This is a genomic window from Spirosoma areae, assembly GCF_054781775.1.
This window is the reverse complement of the sequence record NZ_BAAGTT010000054.1, coordinates 58,188-73,442: the sequence shown is the minus strand read 5'-3', so window position 1 is coordinate 73,442 and position 15,255 is coordinate 58,188. Positions and strand designations below refer to the sequence as shown.

The following is a 15,255-nucleotide window of genomic DNA, read 5'->3' as shown; positions in this document are numbered from 1 at the left end:
AGGGGACTACTTTTGCCCTGCACGTCAAAAACACGCAGCTATGCCGCTCAATCTCACGCATCTTTACGATAACCCACCTATTTGGCTGTCGGCCTGTTTCGGCCTTGTCCTGCTCGTTACCCTGGCCGGATTTTACCGCGCGATCCGGTTGGCAGCACCCAGTAACGCCGGGCGAATTCTGCTGGGCCTGCTGCTTTGGATCACGCTGCTTCTGGAAGTGGCCTCAACCGATTTTTTTCTGAAGATTAACGCCGTTCCACCCCGTTTTCTGTTGATAATCCTGCCGCCGTTCACGCTGATTGCCGTCCTGTTTCTGGCCCCCGGAGGGCGTCGGGTCATCGACCGGTTGCCTATCCGCACCCTAACGTATCTGAACGTCGTTCGAATACCGGTTGAGTTAGTGTTATTTGGGTTATTTATGTATGACCAGATCCCTGAGTTGATGACGTTTGCTGGCCGGAATCTGGATATACTGGCTGGTCTCACAGCTCCATTGGCTGGTGGCTGGGCAACCCGTTCCAGTTCGTCTAACCGCCGAAAATTAGTAGTCTGGCATATACTGGCGTTGCTGCTGCTCATTAACATTGTGGCACTCGCCGTCCTATCGGCGCCGGTTCCCTTTCAGCAGCTCGCCTTCGAGCAGCCTAATGTGGGGGTATTGAAGTTTCCGTTTGTTGGGTTGCCAGGCGTAGTCGTTCCGATTGTACTGTTTGGGCATCTGGTTTCAATTCGGCAATTGGTTATTCAGGCAAGAAATGGATTGACGCCGGAGTAGCGTAGTTGGATGCTGCGTTAGCGACTCTTTACTGAATTTTCCTATGCTGCCTGGGCTTGTTCTTCTCGTAATTCCAGCCGCCATAGCTACGGGTCCAGCCTTTGGTCTGATAGCGATACCAGATGTGCAGAATCAATCCGGCTACGGTACTAATGCCCAGCCACAACCACAGAGTCGATGTGTTCCAATACACATACAGCAGCACGCCCAGCACCAGGTATTTGGCCAGGCGAAACCAAATGGGCTGGGCGTTTCTGGAGAAGGCCACCTCGAGTTCGCGGGTAATAATTTGGCGGTACGACATCGGTAAATCTAAGGTGAAGAAAAATAAGGACAAATGCATCTTTATGTCCACACAAACGCTGGCTACAACTAACCTGATTAGAGCCATTATCTCGTAAAAACTGGCTGACAACCCATCTTTTGCCTACCTTGCCCTTTTAATCGATACAACCGCTTAATCATGAAAAAAACGATTACGCTCCTTTTTTGCCTGGTGGCAGGCTACGGTTATGCCCAAAACGCCGACTCTGTTGCCATCCGCAGAATCTACAACGAAGCGCTGGCCAATGGTAAATCCTACGAATGGCTTCGTTACCTGACCAAGCAGATTGGGCCACGGCTGAGCGGCTCGGAGGGGGCGCAAAAAGCTGTCGACTGGACAAAGCAGGTGATGGAACAGCAGGGTTTCGACCGGGTGTTTTTGCAGGATGTGATGGTGCCGCACTGGATACGGGGCACTAAAGAAGTAGCATATATTCAAACGGGTAAACAAAAAATTGCGGTGCCCATTGCAGCCCTTGGCGGGTCGGTGGCAACCGGGCCAGCCGGTGTCGAAGCGGGCATCCTTGAGGTGAAAAGTTTCCCGGAACTGCGGGCGCTGGGTGCTGATAAAGTAAAGGGTAAACTTGTTTTTTACAATCGCCCGATGGACCCCACCAAAATCAACACCTTTGAAGCCTATGGCGGAGCTGTTGACCAACGCGCCAATGGGGCCACCGAAGCAGCTAAACTTGGCGCGGTTGGAGCCATTGTCCGGTCGATGACCAATCTCCACGACGACAACCCGCATGTGGGTAGCATGCGCTACGGAACCGGGGTTCCCCTGATTCCAACGGCAGCCATCAGCACCAACGGAGCCGATTTGCTAAGCAAGGCATTAGCCGAAAATCCAGGCCTGACATTTTATTTCAAACAAAACTGCGAGACCCTGCCCGATGCCAAATCCTACAACGTTGTCGGCGAGATTAAGGGCAGCGAGAAACCCGACGAAATCATTGTTGTAGGCGGCCACCTGGATTCGTGGGATTTAGCCGAAGGCGCCCACGACGATGGAGCGGGCTGCGTTCAATCCATTGAGGTACTGCGGATTCTGAAAACGCTGGGTATCCAGCCCAAACGCACCATTCGGGTGGTCATGTTCATGAACGAAGAAAACGGCCTGCGCGGGGGCATTCAATACGCCGACCTGGCGAAGAAAAACAACGAAAAGCACATAGCCGCTATTGAGTCCGATAACGGCGGCTTCACCCCGCGTGGCTTCGGGATTGTTGGAACACCAGAGCAACGGGCAAAGGTGATACGCTGGAAACCGTTGCTGGCACCTTATGGCCTAACCGACATTGGCCCCGGCGGGGGCGGGGCTGACATTGGCCCCCTGGCGCAACCCGGTACGGTGCTGTTTGGCTTTAAACCCGATTCACAACGGTATTTCGATTATCACCACACAACGATTGATCGGTTTGAGGCTGTCAGCCAGCGTGAACTCGAACTTGGCGCGGCTTCGATGGCATCGCTGGTATATCTGCTGGATCAGTATGGTTTGTAGGTTGTGGTTTATGATTGGCTGACCGCCACTTTGGGCTGTGCATAACCAATTGTGCGCCAGCTAACTACAAACTCTTTTCCAACACTTTCTTCACTTCCCCAAAATCACCCGGCAAGGGTGCGTTTCGCTTGACGATCTTACCCGTTCGGTTAATTACCGTTGCCGATAGTTCATTGTCAGGCCGCAGTCGTTCGACGGCCTCCATTAGCTGCGCGTCGGTGAGCAGCAGATGGTCGCCGGAGAGGTTGTAGCGAGTGGCTATCTCGGGCCAAAGCGATTTATCGTCGCCGGGCATGGGCAGATAAACCAGCGCGAAATTGCGCGGGCTGTAGGCGTCACGCAACCGTTGGGCATCGAGAGCGGCCTGCCGCCCGGCTTCGTTGGCGGGGGAGGTGAGCAACACATAAATTACTTTGCCGCGATTGGCGTTGATTACCCGATCGAGCAGGGCCGACCCATCCAGATTGCTGTCGCGGGTGACGAATACGTTGGGCGAAATTTCCAGATTGCTGGTTCCTGTACTGGCTTTTTGCAGCGTTTGCATAGCCGCCCGGATGCGGGTGCTGTCTTTCACTTCGAGTCGATATAATTCATCAAGCGATTGGGCCAGTTGGGGGTCGTTCACCTGGGGGCGGGCGTAGTCGTAGAGCAGTCGGGCGAAATTGAGTGTCAGACCGGGCAGAGAACTGGCTAACCAATAGGCCGCTAAATAATTAAGGGCCAAACTGTCGAACTGCTGCCGACCGCGCTGCATGAGGGTTTCGTAATTCACTAACCGCTGCAGTGTGTCGGGGCTGCGTTTGACTAACCGGTCAAAAAAGCGCAAATCCGATGTACGGGCCGTATTTTGGGTGGCATACTCGGCCAGTTTGGTACGCTCGTCGGCAGTCAGATTGTTGCCATATCGCTCAAGCAGCCTCGATAGTGTCCGTACCGACAGACTATTGGAGCGGTTTGTCGATTCATTCATAACCCGTTGGGTGGCATACTCGGCAAAGCGGTTCATGGCCGACGCGCGGGCGGCTGTCAATAGTTTATCGTTGGGGGGACGAAGGGAGTCGGTCAGCGAAACGGGTAGCTGATTGCTTTCATACATGGCTTTGTCATAAACAAAGGCAGCCGCGTTGTAGCGATTGACCGACTGAATCCAGCGTGATACCAACTGAAACGGTGTCTGGCGGGCGGTAAACTGCCGGAAGGGCATTTGGTAGGCCTTTAGAACGGTACTGTATGTTTCGGCATCGCTGTTATCGGCCACCTGCTCGGATAGTTTTTTGTTGTCGGGCTTGTCTGTAGAACTGGCCGCAAATGCCTGATAGCGGGCAAACTGGCTGTTCACCTGTGCATTAACACCCCCAAATTTAAACGGTACAGCCGCCGTGAACAGCGAATCAGCCTCTAAGTCGATGTTCAGCGTGCCGGGAGCGGCCAGAAACGCCGTCGAAATACGCCCGTAGTTAAAATAGAGTTCTTCCTGTGGGTAAATCAGTGGCAAAGCGACCCGATAGGTCCCGTCGGCGTTAAGCGGGGCCGGGCGCACCAACTCGCGATTCGCCTGCAAAATGTTGTTCCGGCTGATAAACACCGTCGGCGATTCGCGGTAGAGCCGGGCCGTGAAATTCCCGATTCGCCCCTGAACGATAACCGAGTCGGGTTGGGCATTGGAAACAGCAGGGAGTAAGCAGGGGGCAGTAAGCAGTAAATAAAACGAGGGCCAATACAGATTTTTCATTGCGTTGCTTACTTCGTTTTTATGCCGTGATACTGTTCTTCTTCCTGATAATCGGTTCGGAGCGGATGGCCCACCCAGTCGGCAGGCAGTAGAATCCGGCGCAGGTCGGGGTGGTTTTCAAAGTGGATGCCCAGAAGGTCGAAGGCTTCGCGCTCGTGCCAGTCGGCGGTTCGCCAAATATGAGCCACACTCGGCACTGAGGGCAGGTTCGTTTCGCTGGTAGTGCGCGGCACTACGACTTTCAGCATCAGATTGTGCCCGTAAGGAATGGACGTCAGGTTATAAATCACCTCCATCGTGCTGATTTCCGGGCCGTTATCAATCGCTGTGACGCAGGCCAGCAAGTCGAAAAACAGCCGGTCATCATCACGCAGAAACTGGCAAAGCTTGGCCAATCGTTCTGCTGGGAGGGCGAAATAGGGTTGTGGATTTTGGGTATTGGGTTGGATGTCAGACCCAAACCGTTCGGTGAGGAGTGTGGTAATTTCAGAAAAGCTCATTAGTCAATACGGGTTCTGAGCGGGATTGCCGCGACTATCCTGAATACGAAGAATCGTTATTATTTCATTAGCTGTTTCGTAGCAAATAACATTGTACTTGTCAATATTTACTTTTCTGACATTGGCATCTTTTTGAGAAATAAAACCAATCCCCGGCATTGATTCAATTAAATCCAGTTTTTGATAATAACTGTCAATGAATTTAATGGCTAATTCAAGCGACCACCGCTCTTCTAAAAATTCAATGACTTTTTGTAAATCGGCCTCCGCCGAAGCGGATACAATTATCTTCGGGCCGACAGCCATTGTTCTATTTTTTGTTTATGTTCAGCGAGTGTGACATAATTACCGTTCCGAATCTCCTCCCGGGCTTTTTCAATCCCCTCCAGTTGCTCGTCGGTCAAGTCGTCAAGAATGTCATTTTCTGATTCTCCCAATAAAATTCGGCTTACTTCGTTCAGAATCGTTTCGTCCTGAAGGTCATCCACTAATTGATGAATCTTACTTTTCATTTCCTGAATGCTCATCTGCTTCCTTGCTTAGTTACCGACAAGATACGAAAAAAAGATCAGGACTTACGCCAGCCAGGCCAGCCATTGCATCCAGTTCTCGATCCAGAATAAAAACTTTGTGGCGAATTTAGCCACCGGAGCCGACGAGGGTGTCAGCGTTAAGCTGTTGTTGTTGAGGTTCGTATCCATATAAATCTTTTGCTTCGGGTCTACTTTCGCCCACGCCACTTTCGCGCCTTCGGCGAGTGTAAACCGGCGTTCGCGGCCCTTACCGTCCCAAAACAGCATAACTTCTTTGCCGTTGTCGAAATGCACCAGCACCTCCACCGGCATCTGGCCATCGCCATTGCGCTGCACCGTAACTACGGCCTGCTGCCGACCATCGGCCTGCCTGTTTACCAGCGAAGCGAGTTCGTAATCAATAACCTGATCGCCGTAGAGGGCCTGGTCGAAAAACCAGTTCATGTCGGGTCCGTACCCGGTAACGGGCCAGTTCTGACCGAGCCGCTTCGGAACAATTTCGTTGACGATGGCGATGAAACTGTTGGCATTCGGATGTTTGAATTTCCAGCGGATAAAATACGTCTGCATGATTTCGTCCATCACCTCCCGACCGACTAAGCCCTCCAGCGTTCGGAGCCAGGTTGCCGTTTTCATGTAGGTTAGCACGCCATACTGCCCGTCGGGCAACTGCCACGTATTGCCAAACGATGACCCAAGAGCGGGGTTATCCTGGTGAACATAGCTATCCCGCCCGCTTTCCATATCGCCCATCTGGAAGCCCAGTAAATTGATTACCGACTGCCGGACGCCATAGGTTTCGTCCATAATCCGGCTTTCGTAATATTGGTTGAACCCTTCGTCGAGCCAGGCTTCTTCAAACTCGTTGGACGCCAGCAACTGCATGAAATACTGATGCCCGAATTCGTGGATTACCACCTGTTCGGGGAAGTGCGCCCCATCGGGCAGGAACCAGGCAGTTCCGGCCGTGATGAGCGTTGGGTACTCCATACCGAATGAGCCGCTGGCATGGAGCGGAGGGTCAACAATGGTTAGATTCGGAAAGGGATACCGGCCGAGGTGTTTATCGAAATAGGTCAGGGCGGCTTTGGCCGACTCTAAGTGGCGCTTTGCCTGATGCAGATGTTCCGGCTGCATGACCAATTCAAGGCTGACGGTGCCACCCGAAGGCCGTTTCCACTTGTCCTCAACAACCTGAAAGTGGGGTGAGGCCGTCCAGGCAAAATCCACCACATCCTCGGCATGATAGACAAGCGTTTTGGTGCCGTTTTTATGCTGTTTTTCCGACTGGAAAAGCCCGGTGGCGCTCACCCAGTAATCTTTCGGGGTCGTGATGTTTACGTCATAAACCCCGTAGTCAGCGTAGAACTCCGAATTGGCATGAAACTGGTGGCAATTCCACTGGCCCACGCTTGCGTAGCGGGTGCCAGCGGGTTCATAAACGCCAATTTTCGGGAACCACTGGCCCACCAGAAAAAAGTCGCGGCTGAAGCCCGTGCGGGCAAATATTTTGGGCAGCTTTGCCCGGAAGACGATGTCCAGCGTGATGGTTTCGCCCGGCCCAATGGGCTTGCTCAGGGGCACCCGAATCACGGTATGATCGTCCTGATTCCGGCGGTCGGAAGGCCGCACCCCCGTTGCACGGTCGTCAGGCTGGATGAATTGATAGGCCAGCGACTCACCACCTCGCGTCTTCATCGAAACGACATCAATGGACCCATACGAATTTTCGTTGGCATCCCGGTCTATCTCTTCACCCCGCAACTGCCCGCCCGACTCGCGCATGAACGTGGAGTTTTCATTGCGAAAGGCGTTCAGATACAAATGAAACTGCAACTCCCGAATCACATCAGTCGATGGATTGCGCCAGGTGAGTGTTTGGCGGCCTGTGAGTTTTTTCGTGGCCGGGTCCAGCGTTACGTCAATCTGGTAATTGGCCAGACGCGGACTTAATGGCGTCGGGAAAATGGGCTTCGCAGACTGAGCAAGGCTCATTAGAAATGAACCCAGCAGGAGCAAAATAAGTAGGAACCGTCTCATGAAATGCGTGAAGCAGGAACAGAATAAACTCCGCTCGTTAGGATTGGGGCACCCGCGATTTGATACGGGAAATTAATTCTTCAGCCCTCTGGATCAGTGGGTCAGGGGGCGTTGAGATTTGGGCGAGTTCGTCTAAGGTCGGCTTCATCACATCGGCAACGCTGTCCTGGTCGTCTGCTGATAAAAAATAATGGTAACGTAGTAGTTCAATATGTGCTTTTGATTTTTCCTGCTCTGTCTTGGCCTGCGCTTCGTGAGCCAGCAGCCTATTGATTGTTCGTTGTACCTCAGTCATAATTAGTCTTCGTTTTGTAATTGTCGGTCTATTTCGGTTAGTGTTTGCTGATAGCGTCGAGCCTTTAGAATCATGAAATCAAAAATAGCCTTATCAGCGTGTGGACTATATTCTAAAATTTGTTGCTCCACATTGGCCAAATAGCCTGATACAATCCTTTTCAATTCTACTATATCATTGCATTCGTCGTCGGTCATAGGTTGGAATAAAGTGTACTGGCCATGGATCAAATATATGAATTATTGCCAGCGCATATATCCTTTTTTCTGCTGAGTATGACCACCGAGCAGCGAGTCACATTTTGTTGCAATCCAAAAAACATCCATATTGATAGCTGATTGTCCTCTTTAGCCATCCTCTCCGAACCAATGCAACACCGTTTCCCTGCGCTCCTTCTCGGCCTGATTGTTCCCTGTCTCACCTACGCCCAACCGTATGACCTTGTTATCCGAAATGGCCGGGTAATTGATGGCGCCGGTAATCCGTGGGTGTATGCCGACGTAGCCATTCAGAACGGGCGAATCGTTCGGGTGGGAACCATACCAACCGCCGATGCCAGGCAGACGATTGACGCAACAGGACTGATTGTAGCGCCTGGTTTCATGGATGTACACGCCCACGTAGAAGGTAGTCTGGAAGCACAGCCTGGCGCCCCTAACTTCATTCATGATGGTGTTACCACCGTGATAACGGGCAATTGTGGCGGGTCGAGCGCCAACCTACGCACTTATTTTGATGCGCTTCGACTCTTAACGACGTCCGTCAATGTCGGTTCGCTGATTGGCCATAATTCGGTTCGGATGAAAGTGATGAAAATGGCTTTTCGGGAGCCAACCGCCCGCGAACAGGCCGATATGGAAGCACTGGTTGAACAGGCCATGAAAGATGGAGCCATGGGCTTGTCGACCGGCCTGATTTATACACCCGGCACCTATGCCCGCACGCCCGAAGTGGTCAACTTAGCCAAAGTGGCGTCGCGCTACGGGGGCGTCTATGCCTCGCATATCCGCAACGAGGGGCAGAACGTCAAACAAGCCATCGAAGAAGCCATTCAGATTAGTCGGGAAGCCCGGATTCCGGTCGAAATTTCGCATTTTAAAGTCGCCAGCAAACCGCTGTGGGGTAAAAGCACCGAAACCGTTGAGTTGGTGGAAGCCGCCCGGCGCGAAGGGCTGGACGTAACGGTCGACCAGTATCCGTACACCGCTTCCAGCACATCGCTGGAGAGTATGGTGCCCTCCTGGGCATTGGCCGATGGCGATTCGGCCGTGCTGGCTCGGTTTCGGAATCCGGTATCGCGAACTAAAATTCGGACCGAAATGCTGGAATCGCTCAAGAAGGACCTGCGTAAAAACTATGACTATGCCGTTGTTGCGAGCTACAAGCCCGATACAACCTTTAACGGTATGAACATCAGCCAGATCAACCAGAAATTAGGCCGCAAAAACACCCCTAAAACAGAAGCTGATTTAATCATGGACCTGATGGAACGGGCCAAACTGAACGTGATTCAGATGGTCTATCACAAGATGTCGGAAACCGACGTCGAAACCATTCTACGCTACCCAAATACTATGATTGCGTCGGATGCGGGTGTGGCTAAACTGGGGTCGGGGATGCCGCACCCGCGCGCCTACGGCACCAATGCCCGCGTATTGGGTCGTTACGTGCGCGAACGGAAAATCATTCCGCTCGAAGAAGCCATCCGCCGAATGACATCCCTGCCCGCTCAACGTTTCCGGCTCACCGACCGGGGATTGCTCCGTTCCGGCTATGCCGCCGACATTGTCCTGTTCGACGAGAAGACCATCGCCGACCGCGCGACCTACGAGCAGCCTCATGCCTACGCGACCGGCATTGCGTGGGTGCTGGTCAACGGAACGCCCGTTATTGAACATGGCAAACACAACGGTCAGCGACCGGGTCAGTTGCTCATGGGGCCGGGGTATGAGAAGAAGGAATGATGAATGATATACTCTTCTATTCGGTGATTGTTGCTGTAATTGCCGGTATCGGTTTTATTGGATAGTTTATGGCGAATTTCATTTCCTTGTAAGCAGGAGTGGTAGCCGCTGGTCATTCCCCGTAACCTATTCCCCAATCGGGTGACCACTCGTATGAATTACTGCCAGGAATACAATCGAAACGGCTACTTTTGCCCTGTTGACAACTTGTATAACCCTTTTCATGCTTTAACCTTTACGACAAATGAGCCGATTAACAGTACCAGGTCGAATCCTGTTGACATTAGCTATTCTGGGTGGGTTATGGGGCCTTAAATGGCTTATTTTAGATAGTGGTTACGTTACCAAAAAACAGGTAACCGAATCGCAGACAATCAGCCGCATCGACCTGCCCGATGCCCCGCAGAATGCAGCTACCGCCGTTGCTCAGGCAACCATGCCGACCGACCAGTTGGCCAAATCCGATAAACCCGAAATTCGCTGGCAACTGTGGGCCTGGAATGCCCAGATGGGCCTGCTGTTCGCCAATGGGGGTGCTCAAACGACCGAGGGGTCGATTATGGCAAAAAATGGTGTTAACCTGCACCTTACCCGCCAGGACGACGTGCCGCAGATGCAGGCCTCGCTTATCAAATTCGCGTCGGAATACAAAACCAACCCGGCTACTACCGAGGGAACGCAGTTTGTGTCCATTATGGGCGATGGCGCCCCGGCTTTTCTGGCCGGTGTGAACCCGGAACTCGAAAAATTAGGACCGGAATATAAAGCCCAGATTGTGTATACCTGCGGCAAGTCGCTGGGCGAGGATAAACTGATGGGACCCGCAGCCTGGCGCGACAATCCGCAGACGGCCAAAGGTGGTTTGTGTGCGGCTTACCTGCGTGATGGCGACTGGAACATCGTGGTCAAATGGTGTGGTGATAACAACATCAAGGTAAACCCCGACGAAAAGACTTACGACCCCGATGCGATGAACTTCGTAGCGGCTGATTCGTATATCGATGCCTCTCAGAAATACATTTCCAATTATGCCGAGGACCGCGCCGTGGTCGTGAACGGAAAACCCACTGGCGAAACCCGGCACGTACCCGTCAACGCCGTAGCCACCTGGACACCCGGCGACGTGATGGTGGCTGAAAAGAAAGGTGGGTTGGTGTCGATTGTATCGACCAAAGAATACCGCTCGCAAATGCCCTGCGTGGTAATCGGGATTAAAAAATGGATGGAAGACAACCGCCCGACTGTCGAAAACCTCATCAGCAGCATTGCCACCGGGGGCGATCAGGTTAAAAGTTATTCGGCAGCGTTGAACAAAGCGGGCGATATTTCGGCGAAGGTCTATAACGAAGAAAGTGGTCCCTACTGGGTTAAATACTACAACGGTGTGTCGCAGGCTGATAAGCAGGGGCAGGTTGTTGAACTGGGTGGTTCGCGGGTACACAATCTGGGCGATAATCTCGAATTATTTGGCCTGGGGCAGGGCAGTACCAACGTGTTCAAAATTGTGTACACGGTTTTCGGCGACGTAGCCAAAAAGCTGTATCCCAAATTAATGCCGACCTACCCGGCTGCCGACGATGTGATCGACCTGAGTTACCTAAAGGCGGTAGCCGCTAAAACAACCAATCAGGCATCGGCGGATAAACTCACGTTCAAAAACGATGATGCCATTCGCCAGAAGGTGTCGGAGAAGTCGTGGAATATCGCCTTCGAGTCGGGTAATAACCGCCTGACGCCCCAGGCTCAGCGTGAAATGGAAGCCTTGTTCAACGACCTCATAGTGGCCTCCAACCTGCGGGTCGAAGTACACGGACACACCGACAATGTGGGGGATGCCAACCGCAATATGCAACTCTCCGAAGACCGCGCGTTCGCCGTGAAGCAGTGGTTAGAGAAAAAGTCGCCGAGCAATTTCCCGTCGGGTCGTGTCAGCATCATTGCACACGGTCAGATGAATCCGGTCGTGTCGAACGCTACCCCGGCTGGTCGCGCCCAGAACCGGCGGGTTACCATTATCATGGGGAAATAAAGCACCTGCAATGAACAAATATGCTGAACTGATAAAGCCCAACGGCCGGGTTCACCGGCCCACGTTTCTGCTCATGGTAGGAGTGCAGGTACTGGTGGCCATGCTGTTGTGGTTTTTGTCGAACTCGCCCCTGTTGCCTACGCCCATCGAGATTCTGTCGGCCCTGGGCCGGTTAGTTTCGTCGGAGGGGTTGCTGGATGAACTCTGGACAAGCATGGCCCTGAGTATCGAGTCGATGCTGATCGCCATTGTGATTTCACTAACGATTGCTTACGCTACCGTCATTCCTTTTTTTCGGCCTTTTGCCTTTCTGGTTTCTAAATTCCGGTTTCTGACGCTGGTGGGGCTGTCGTTCGTGTTCACGCTGATGACCCATTCAGGCCACGGGCTAAAAGTGTATCTGCTGGTATTCGGGATTACAGTTTTCTTCGTCACCAACATGGTCGCCGTCGTGCAGTCTGTAACCCGCAATGAACTTACCCATGCCCGCACCCTGCGAATGCCCGAATGGCAGGTGGTTTGGGAGGTGGTGATTCTGGGCCGGTTAGATGTCGTGTTTGAAGTGATCCGACAAAATTTCGCCATCTCCTGGATGATGCTGACGCTGGTCGAAGGCATTTCCCGCTCCGAGGGCGGCATCGGTACGCTGCTCCTCAACCAGAACAAGCATTTCCATTTAGATGCCGTGTTTGCTATCCAACTCGTTATCTTACTGGTTGGCATTGGCTTAGACCAACTCATTGGGTTTATGCGTAACCTGTTTTGTCCCTACGCCCGTTTGTCGCTGGACCAACGGTAAATAGCTGCCGCTGGTTGTTCTTTTGCCTTCCAATTAACTCAATAATGACTACGTTTCAACGGTCCGGCATCATTCTTAAAGCCGAAAACATCAGCCTGACACTGGGCGGCAATCCTATTCTGAAAGACCTGAACGTCGAAATCAGGGATGTTACCCAGCCTGGAAAGACCACCGGCCAGATCGTCGGGTTTCTGGGGCCGTCGGGGGTTGGTAAAACCAAATTTTTCGAGATACTGGCGGGTTTGATCACCCCCACCACGGGGCAGGTGCTATTGGGAACTCCACTGCAACCGGTGGGTGTGGGCATGGTGGGCGTTGTGCAGCAGAATTACCCGCTCTTTGGGCACCGGACCGTGGCGGGCAACCTGATGGTAGCCGCCCGGAAGTTATATAAAACAGATGCCGAAGCGAAAGAACGCATGGCCTATCTGCTCGACCGCTTCAACCTCACCGACAAACAGCACCTGTATCCCATTCAACTGTCGGGTGGGCAGAAACAACGCATCGCCATTGCCCAGCAACTGCTCTCGTCCGAACATTTTTTGTTACTCGATGAACCCTTCAGTGGCTTAGATGTCAACATGGTCGATGAGGTGTCGAGGCTGATTTGCGAGATTGCTCACCTGAACGAAATCAATACGGTCATCGTCATTTCGCACGATATTGAAGCCACAGCCGCCGTTGCCGATACGCTCTGGCTAATGGGCCGCGACTACGGCACAAACAATCAGTGCATTCCCGGCGCCCGCATCAAGCATAGTTACGATTTGATCGACATGGGTCTCTACAGTCAGCCGGGCCTCATCGACAAGCCCGAATTTCGAGCCTTAGTGAAAGAAATCCGGAGTTTGTTTCATACGTTGTAGACTGGGCAAAAGGGCTACTTTAATTTCTCCCGAATGCTCTCCCGATAGCTAATGCCAATGGGTAATTGTTTTTTATTGATAAGCTCGACCATATGTCCGTGCACGGCCAGAATAGCATCCCGCCGGACGAGGTAGGAACGATTTATGCGGATGAACTGCTGGGTAGGCAGGAGTCGCTCAATTTTATGCAGGGCCGTGCGAACAGTTATTGTTTGAGCAGGCATATGGAAGTCGACATAATCTTTCAGGCTCTCAACAAAGAGTACTTCCTGCGTATTTAAGTGAACCTTCGTTTTGTTTATATTAATCCAGATGTACGGGTCTACAAGCTCAGAAACTGAGTTGTGATTTAGGGCCATATTGATTGGTACTGCGGCTAACTCAGGCGGTTGGGTTCGGGAATGATCAACTTGGGCCTGCACTTTATTAACAGCCGTTAAAAACCGTTCAAACCGGATAGGTTTAAGGAGATAATCGGTTACCGCATAGTCAAACCCACTGATGGCATAGTGGGGATAAGCTGTTGTTAAGACGACCTGTGGCCGATTGGTGGTTAACATATCCAGCAGGCTAAAGCCCGTTACCTCTGGCATCTGTACATCTAGAAAAAGCAAGTCCGGCTTAACGTCATATAATCTCTCCATGGCATCGACTGCATTGGTACAGATACCACCTAATTTAAGGAACGACACGCGGGAGATGAAGCGTTCAAGCAGGTTCCGGGCTAATGGCTCGTCGTCGACCAGTAAACAGGTTATCGGTTTTTCCATGGTGAGTAAGGGTTAATTGTACTGAGTATGTATCGGGCAACTCCGTGATTAGTAAGTCATGATTTTTCGGATAAAGTAATTCTAAGCGTCGTTTGATATTACTCAAGCCAACCTGATGAGTGGCGACAAGCGTCTTTGCAAAAACTACCGGATTAGACGATGGTTTACTGTTGATTACGTCAAACTGTACGACGGACTGGCTTGCCCTGAGTGTAATGTGGACCCACGACGAGCCAATGGTTGAATTGACCCCATGTTTAAACGCATTCTCGACTAAAGAAACCAGTAATAGGGGAGCAATAGGAAAGGTCTGTTCGGCTTCGTCAACAGCAACCGTCAGTTGCAGATCTACAGTCTGATCATGGCGAATTTTTTCCAGTTCGATATAGGCCATCAAGGACTCGACCTCTCGGTGCAGGTGGATATAATCCTTTTCGGTTTCATAAAATGTATAGCGCAGAATGTGGCTGAATTTCAATAATACATCAGCAGCGTATCTATCTTTTTCCTCGATAATCGAATAAATATTGTTTAACGTATTGAACACAAAATGTGGGTTGATTTGCGCTCGTAATAAGTTCAGTTCTAACTGCAGGGAACGGCTTTTGGCCAGATAAATCTCCTTTATCACTTTTATACATACAGGAGCCAGAATGACACTATAAACATAGATCCAGGTATCAAAGAAATGATTCAAATTAGTAGTAATTTCTAAGAAATTATATTCGCTGGTTCGTACTACATGACCATCAAGACGCCCGTTATAACCAGCAAAATAATGACCAATTTCTAGTGCCATGTAGTGTCGTCCAAGGGCTGTGACTATATAGACGAGAAATAAATGAAGCGTCATGGTAAACCAACGACGGTTAATAGCTGCCGGAATAATTAGACGTGTGATCCAGTAGTAACAGGTAATTTGAATCAAGACATCTTTCAATCCTAACCATACACAAATGACCTGATTTGATTCAGCCTGGTGCTTACCACTGTTATTTAAATAGTTCCACGATATCCAACTCGCCAGTACCCATGCTATCGACCAGGCCAGCAGATGTAGAAACAACTTTGACCAGCGGAATTGAATTAGCCTACTTGAAATATACCTGTACATAAGATGCTTA

16 protein-coding genes are annotated in these 15,255 nt (G+C 51.4%); 6 read left to right on the top strand and 10 right to left on the bottom strand.

Features of this window, described 5'->3' with window-relative positions:
- Positions 1-40: 40 nt before the first annotated feature.
- Entirely contained in the window at positions 41-775 is a 735-nt protein-coding gene (locus ACYVI1_RS30690) for a hypothetical protein (protein WP_460915421.1), read from the top strand.
- A 28-nt stretch (positions 776-803) separates the two neighbouring features.
- Here ACYVI1_RS30690 and ACYVI1_RS30685 read toward each other — a convergent pair whose 3' ends face one another.
- A complete protein-coding gene (locus tag ACYVI1_RS30685; protein ID WP_460915420.1) occupies positions 804-1,079 on the bottom strand; it encodes a hypothetical protein in 276 nt (91 codons plus the stop codon).
- Positions 1,080-1,238: 159 nt separating this feature from the next.
- Between ACYVI1_RS30685 and ACYVI1_RS30680 the strand changes: the two genes are divergently transcribed.
- Positions 1,239-2,603 carry a M20/M25/M40 family metallo-hydrolase gene (locus ACYVI1_RS30680; protein WP_460915419.1) on the top strand — a complete coding sequence of 455 codons (1,365 nt, stop codon included), beginning with the start codon at positions 1,239-1,241 and terminating at the stop codon, positions 2,601-2,603.
- 64 nt (positions 2,604-2,667) lie between these two features.
- Here ACYVI1_RS30680 and ACYVI1_RS30675 read toward each other — a convergent pair whose 3' ends face one another.
- The 7 genes from ACYVI1_RS30675 to ACYVI1_RS30645 are packed head-to-tail and all read right to left on the bottom strand — an operon-like array spanning position 2,668 to position 7,900.
- Positions 2,668-4,335, bottom strand: a complete 1,668-nt coding sequence (locus ACYVI1_RS30675; protein WP_460915418.1) for a hypothetical protein — start codon at positions 4,333-4,335, stop codon at positions 2,668-2,670.
- A gap of 8 nt (positions 4,336-4,343) precedes the next feature.
- Positions 4,344-4,835 (bottom strand): NADH-quinone oxidoreductase subunit C, encoded by a 492-nt coding sequence (locus tag ACYVI1_RS30670; protein ID WP_460915416.1) that lies wholly within the window; start codon positions 4,833-4,835, stop codon positions 4,344-4,346.
- 3 nt (positions 4,836-4,838) lie between these two features.
- A complete protein-coding gene (locus ACYVI1_RS30665) occupies positions 4,839-5,141 on the bottom strand; it encodes a type II toxin-antitoxin system RelE/ParE family toxin (RefSeq protein ID WP_460915414.1) in 303 nt (100 codons plus the stop codon).
- Complete coding sequence (locus ACYVI1_RS30660) at positions 5,120-5,362, bottom strand: hypothetical protein (protein ID WP_460915413.1); 243 nt, start codon at positions 5,360-5,362, stop codon at positions 5,120-5,122. The genes ACYVI1_RS30665 and ACYVI1_RS30660 overlap by 22 nt, the downstream gene beginning before the upstream one ends.
- Before the next feature lie 48 nt (positions 5,363-5,410).
- Positions 5,411-7,408 carry a M1 family metallopeptidase gene (locus ACYVI1_RS30655; protein WP_460915411.1) on the bottom strand — a complete coding sequence of 666 codons (1,998 nt, stop codon included), beginning with the start codon at positions 7,406-7,408 and terminating at the stop codon, positions 5,411-5,413.
- A gap of 37 nt (positions 7,409-7,445) precedes the next feature.
- Positions 7,446-7,703 carry a hypothetical protein gene (locus ACYVI1_RS30650; RefSeq protein ID WP_460915409.1) on the bottom strand — a complete coding sequence of 86 codons (258 nt, stop codon included), beginning with the start codon at positions 7,701-7,703 and terminating at the stop codon, positions 7,446-7,448.
- A 2-nt stretch (positions 7,704-7,705) separates the two neighbouring features.
- The gene (locus ACYVI1_RS30645; RefSeq protein ID WP_460915407.1) at positions 7,706-7,900 is read right to left on the bottom strand and encodes a hypothetical protein; all 195 of its coding nucleotides are present in this window, start codon (positions 7,898-7,900) and stop codon (positions 7,706-7,708) included.
- Between the two features lie 171 nt (positions 7,901-8,071).
- Between ACYVI1_RS30645 and ACYVI1_RS30640 the strand changes: the two genes are divergently transcribed.
- The 4 genes from ACYVI1_RS30640 to ACYVI1_RS30625 all read left to right on the top strand — a co-directional run bounded on the left by ACYVI1_RS30640 (position 8,072) and on the right by ACYVI1_RS30625 (position 13,361).
- A complete protein-coding gene (locus ACYVI1_RS30640; RefSeq protein ID WP_460915406.1) occupies positions 8,072-9,667 on the top strand; it encodes an N-acyl-D-amino-acid deacylase family protein in 1,596 nt (531 codons plus the stop codon).
- 244 nt (positions 9,668-9,911) lie between these two features.
- Complete coding sequence (locus tag ACYVI1_RS30635) at positions 9,912-11,696, top strand: OmpA family protein (protein WP_460915405.1); 1,785 nt, start codon at positions 9,912-9,914, stop codon at positions 11,694-11,696.
- Between the two features lie 10 nt (positions 11,697-11,706).
- The gene (locus ACYVI1_RS30630; protein WP_460915404.1) at positions 11,707-12,495 is read left to right on the top strand and encodes an ABC transporter permease; all 789 of its coding nucleotides are present in this window, start codon (positions 11,707-11,709) and stop codon (positions 12,493-12,495) included.
- 44 nt (positions 12,496-12,539) lie between these two features.
- Positions 12,540-13,361, top strand: coding sequence for an ATP-binding cassette domain-containing protein (locus ACYVI1_RS30625; protein WP_460915402.1), 822 nt, complete (start codon positions 12,540-12,542; stop codon positions 13,359-13,361).
- Between the two features lie 14 nt (positions 13,362-13,375).
- Here the strand turns inward: ACYVI1_RS30625 and ACYVI1_RS30620 are convergent, their stop codons facing one another.
- Positions 13,376-14,131, bottom strand: a complete 756-nt coding sequence (locus ACYVI1_RS30620; RefSeq protein WP_460915401.1) for a LytR/AlgR family response regulator transcription factor — start codon at positions 14,129-14,131, stop codon at positions 13,376-13,378.
- Positions 14,070-15,197: a sensor histidine kinase gene (locus ACYVI1_RS30615; protein ID WP_460915400.1), complete on the bottom strand. Its 1,128-nt coding sequence runs from the start codon at positions 15,195-15,197 to the stop codon at positions 14,070-14,072. The genes ACYVI1_RS30620 and ACYVI1_RS30615 overlap by 62 nt, the downstream gene beginning before the upstream one ends.
- Positions 15,198-15,255: the final 58 nt, after the last annotated feature.

Coding starts and splice junctions, on each gene's coding strand:
- ACYVI1_RS30650 (WP_460915409.1), bottom strand. CDS start 7,703: ATGACTGAGGTACAACGAACAATCAATAGGCTGCTGGCTCACGAAGCG.
- ACYVI1_RS30670 (WP_460915416.1), bottom strand. CDS start 4,835: ATGAGCTTTTCTGAAATTACCACACTCCTCACCGAACGGTTTGGGTCT.
- ACYVI1_RS30640 (WP_460915406.1), top strand. CDS start 8,072: ATGCAACACCGTTTCCCTGCGCTCCTTCTCGGCCTGATTGTTCCCTGT.
- ACYVI1_RS30625 (WP_460915402.1), top strand. CDS start 12,540: ATGACTACGTTTCAACGGTCCGGCATCATTCTTAAAGCCGAAAACATC.
- ACYVI1_RS30635 (WP_460915405.1), top strand. CDS start 9,912: ATGAGCCGATTAACAGTACCAGGTCGAATCCTGTTGACATTAGCTATT.
- ACYVI1_RS30630 (WP_460915404.1), top strand. CDS start 11,707: ATGAACAAATATGCTGAACTGATAAAGCCCAACGGCCGGGTTCACCGG.
- ACYVI1_RS30665 (WP_460915414.1), bottom strand. CDS start 5,141: ATGGCTGTCGGCCCGAAGATAATTGTATCCGCTTCGGCGGAGGCCGAT.
- ACYVI1_RS30620 (WP_460915401.1), bottom strand. CDS start 14,131: ATGGAAAAACCGATAACCTGTTTACTGGTCGACGACGAGCCATTAGCC.
- ACYVI1_RS30675 (WP_460915418.1), bottom strand. CDS start 4,335: ATGAAAAATCTGTATTGGCCCTCGTTTTATTTACTGCTTACTGCCCCC.
- ACYVI1_RS30645 (WP_460915407.1), bottom strand. CDS start 7,900: ATGACCGACGACGAATGCAATGATATAGTAGAATTGAAAAGGATTGTA.
- ACYVI1_RS30660 (WP_460915413.1), bottom strand. CDS start 5,362: ATGAGCATTCAGGAAATGAAAAGTAAGATTCATCAATTAGTGGATGAC.
- ACYVI1_RS30690 (WP_460915421.1), top strand. CDS start 41: ATGCCGCTCAATCTCACGCATCTTTACGATAACCCACCTATTTGGCTG.
- ACYVI1_RS30685 (WP_460915420.1), bottom strand. CDS start 1,079: ATGTCGTACCGCCAAATTATTACCCGCGAACTCGAGGTGGCCTTCTCC.
- ACYVI1_RS30680 (WP_460915419.1), top strand. CDS start 1,239: ATGAAAAAAACGATTACGCTCCTTTTTTGCCTGGTGGCAGGCTACGGT.
- ACYVI1_RS30655 (WP_460915411.1), bottom strand. CDS start 7,408: ATGAGACGGTTCCTACTTATTTTGCTCCTGCTGGGTTCATTTCTAATG.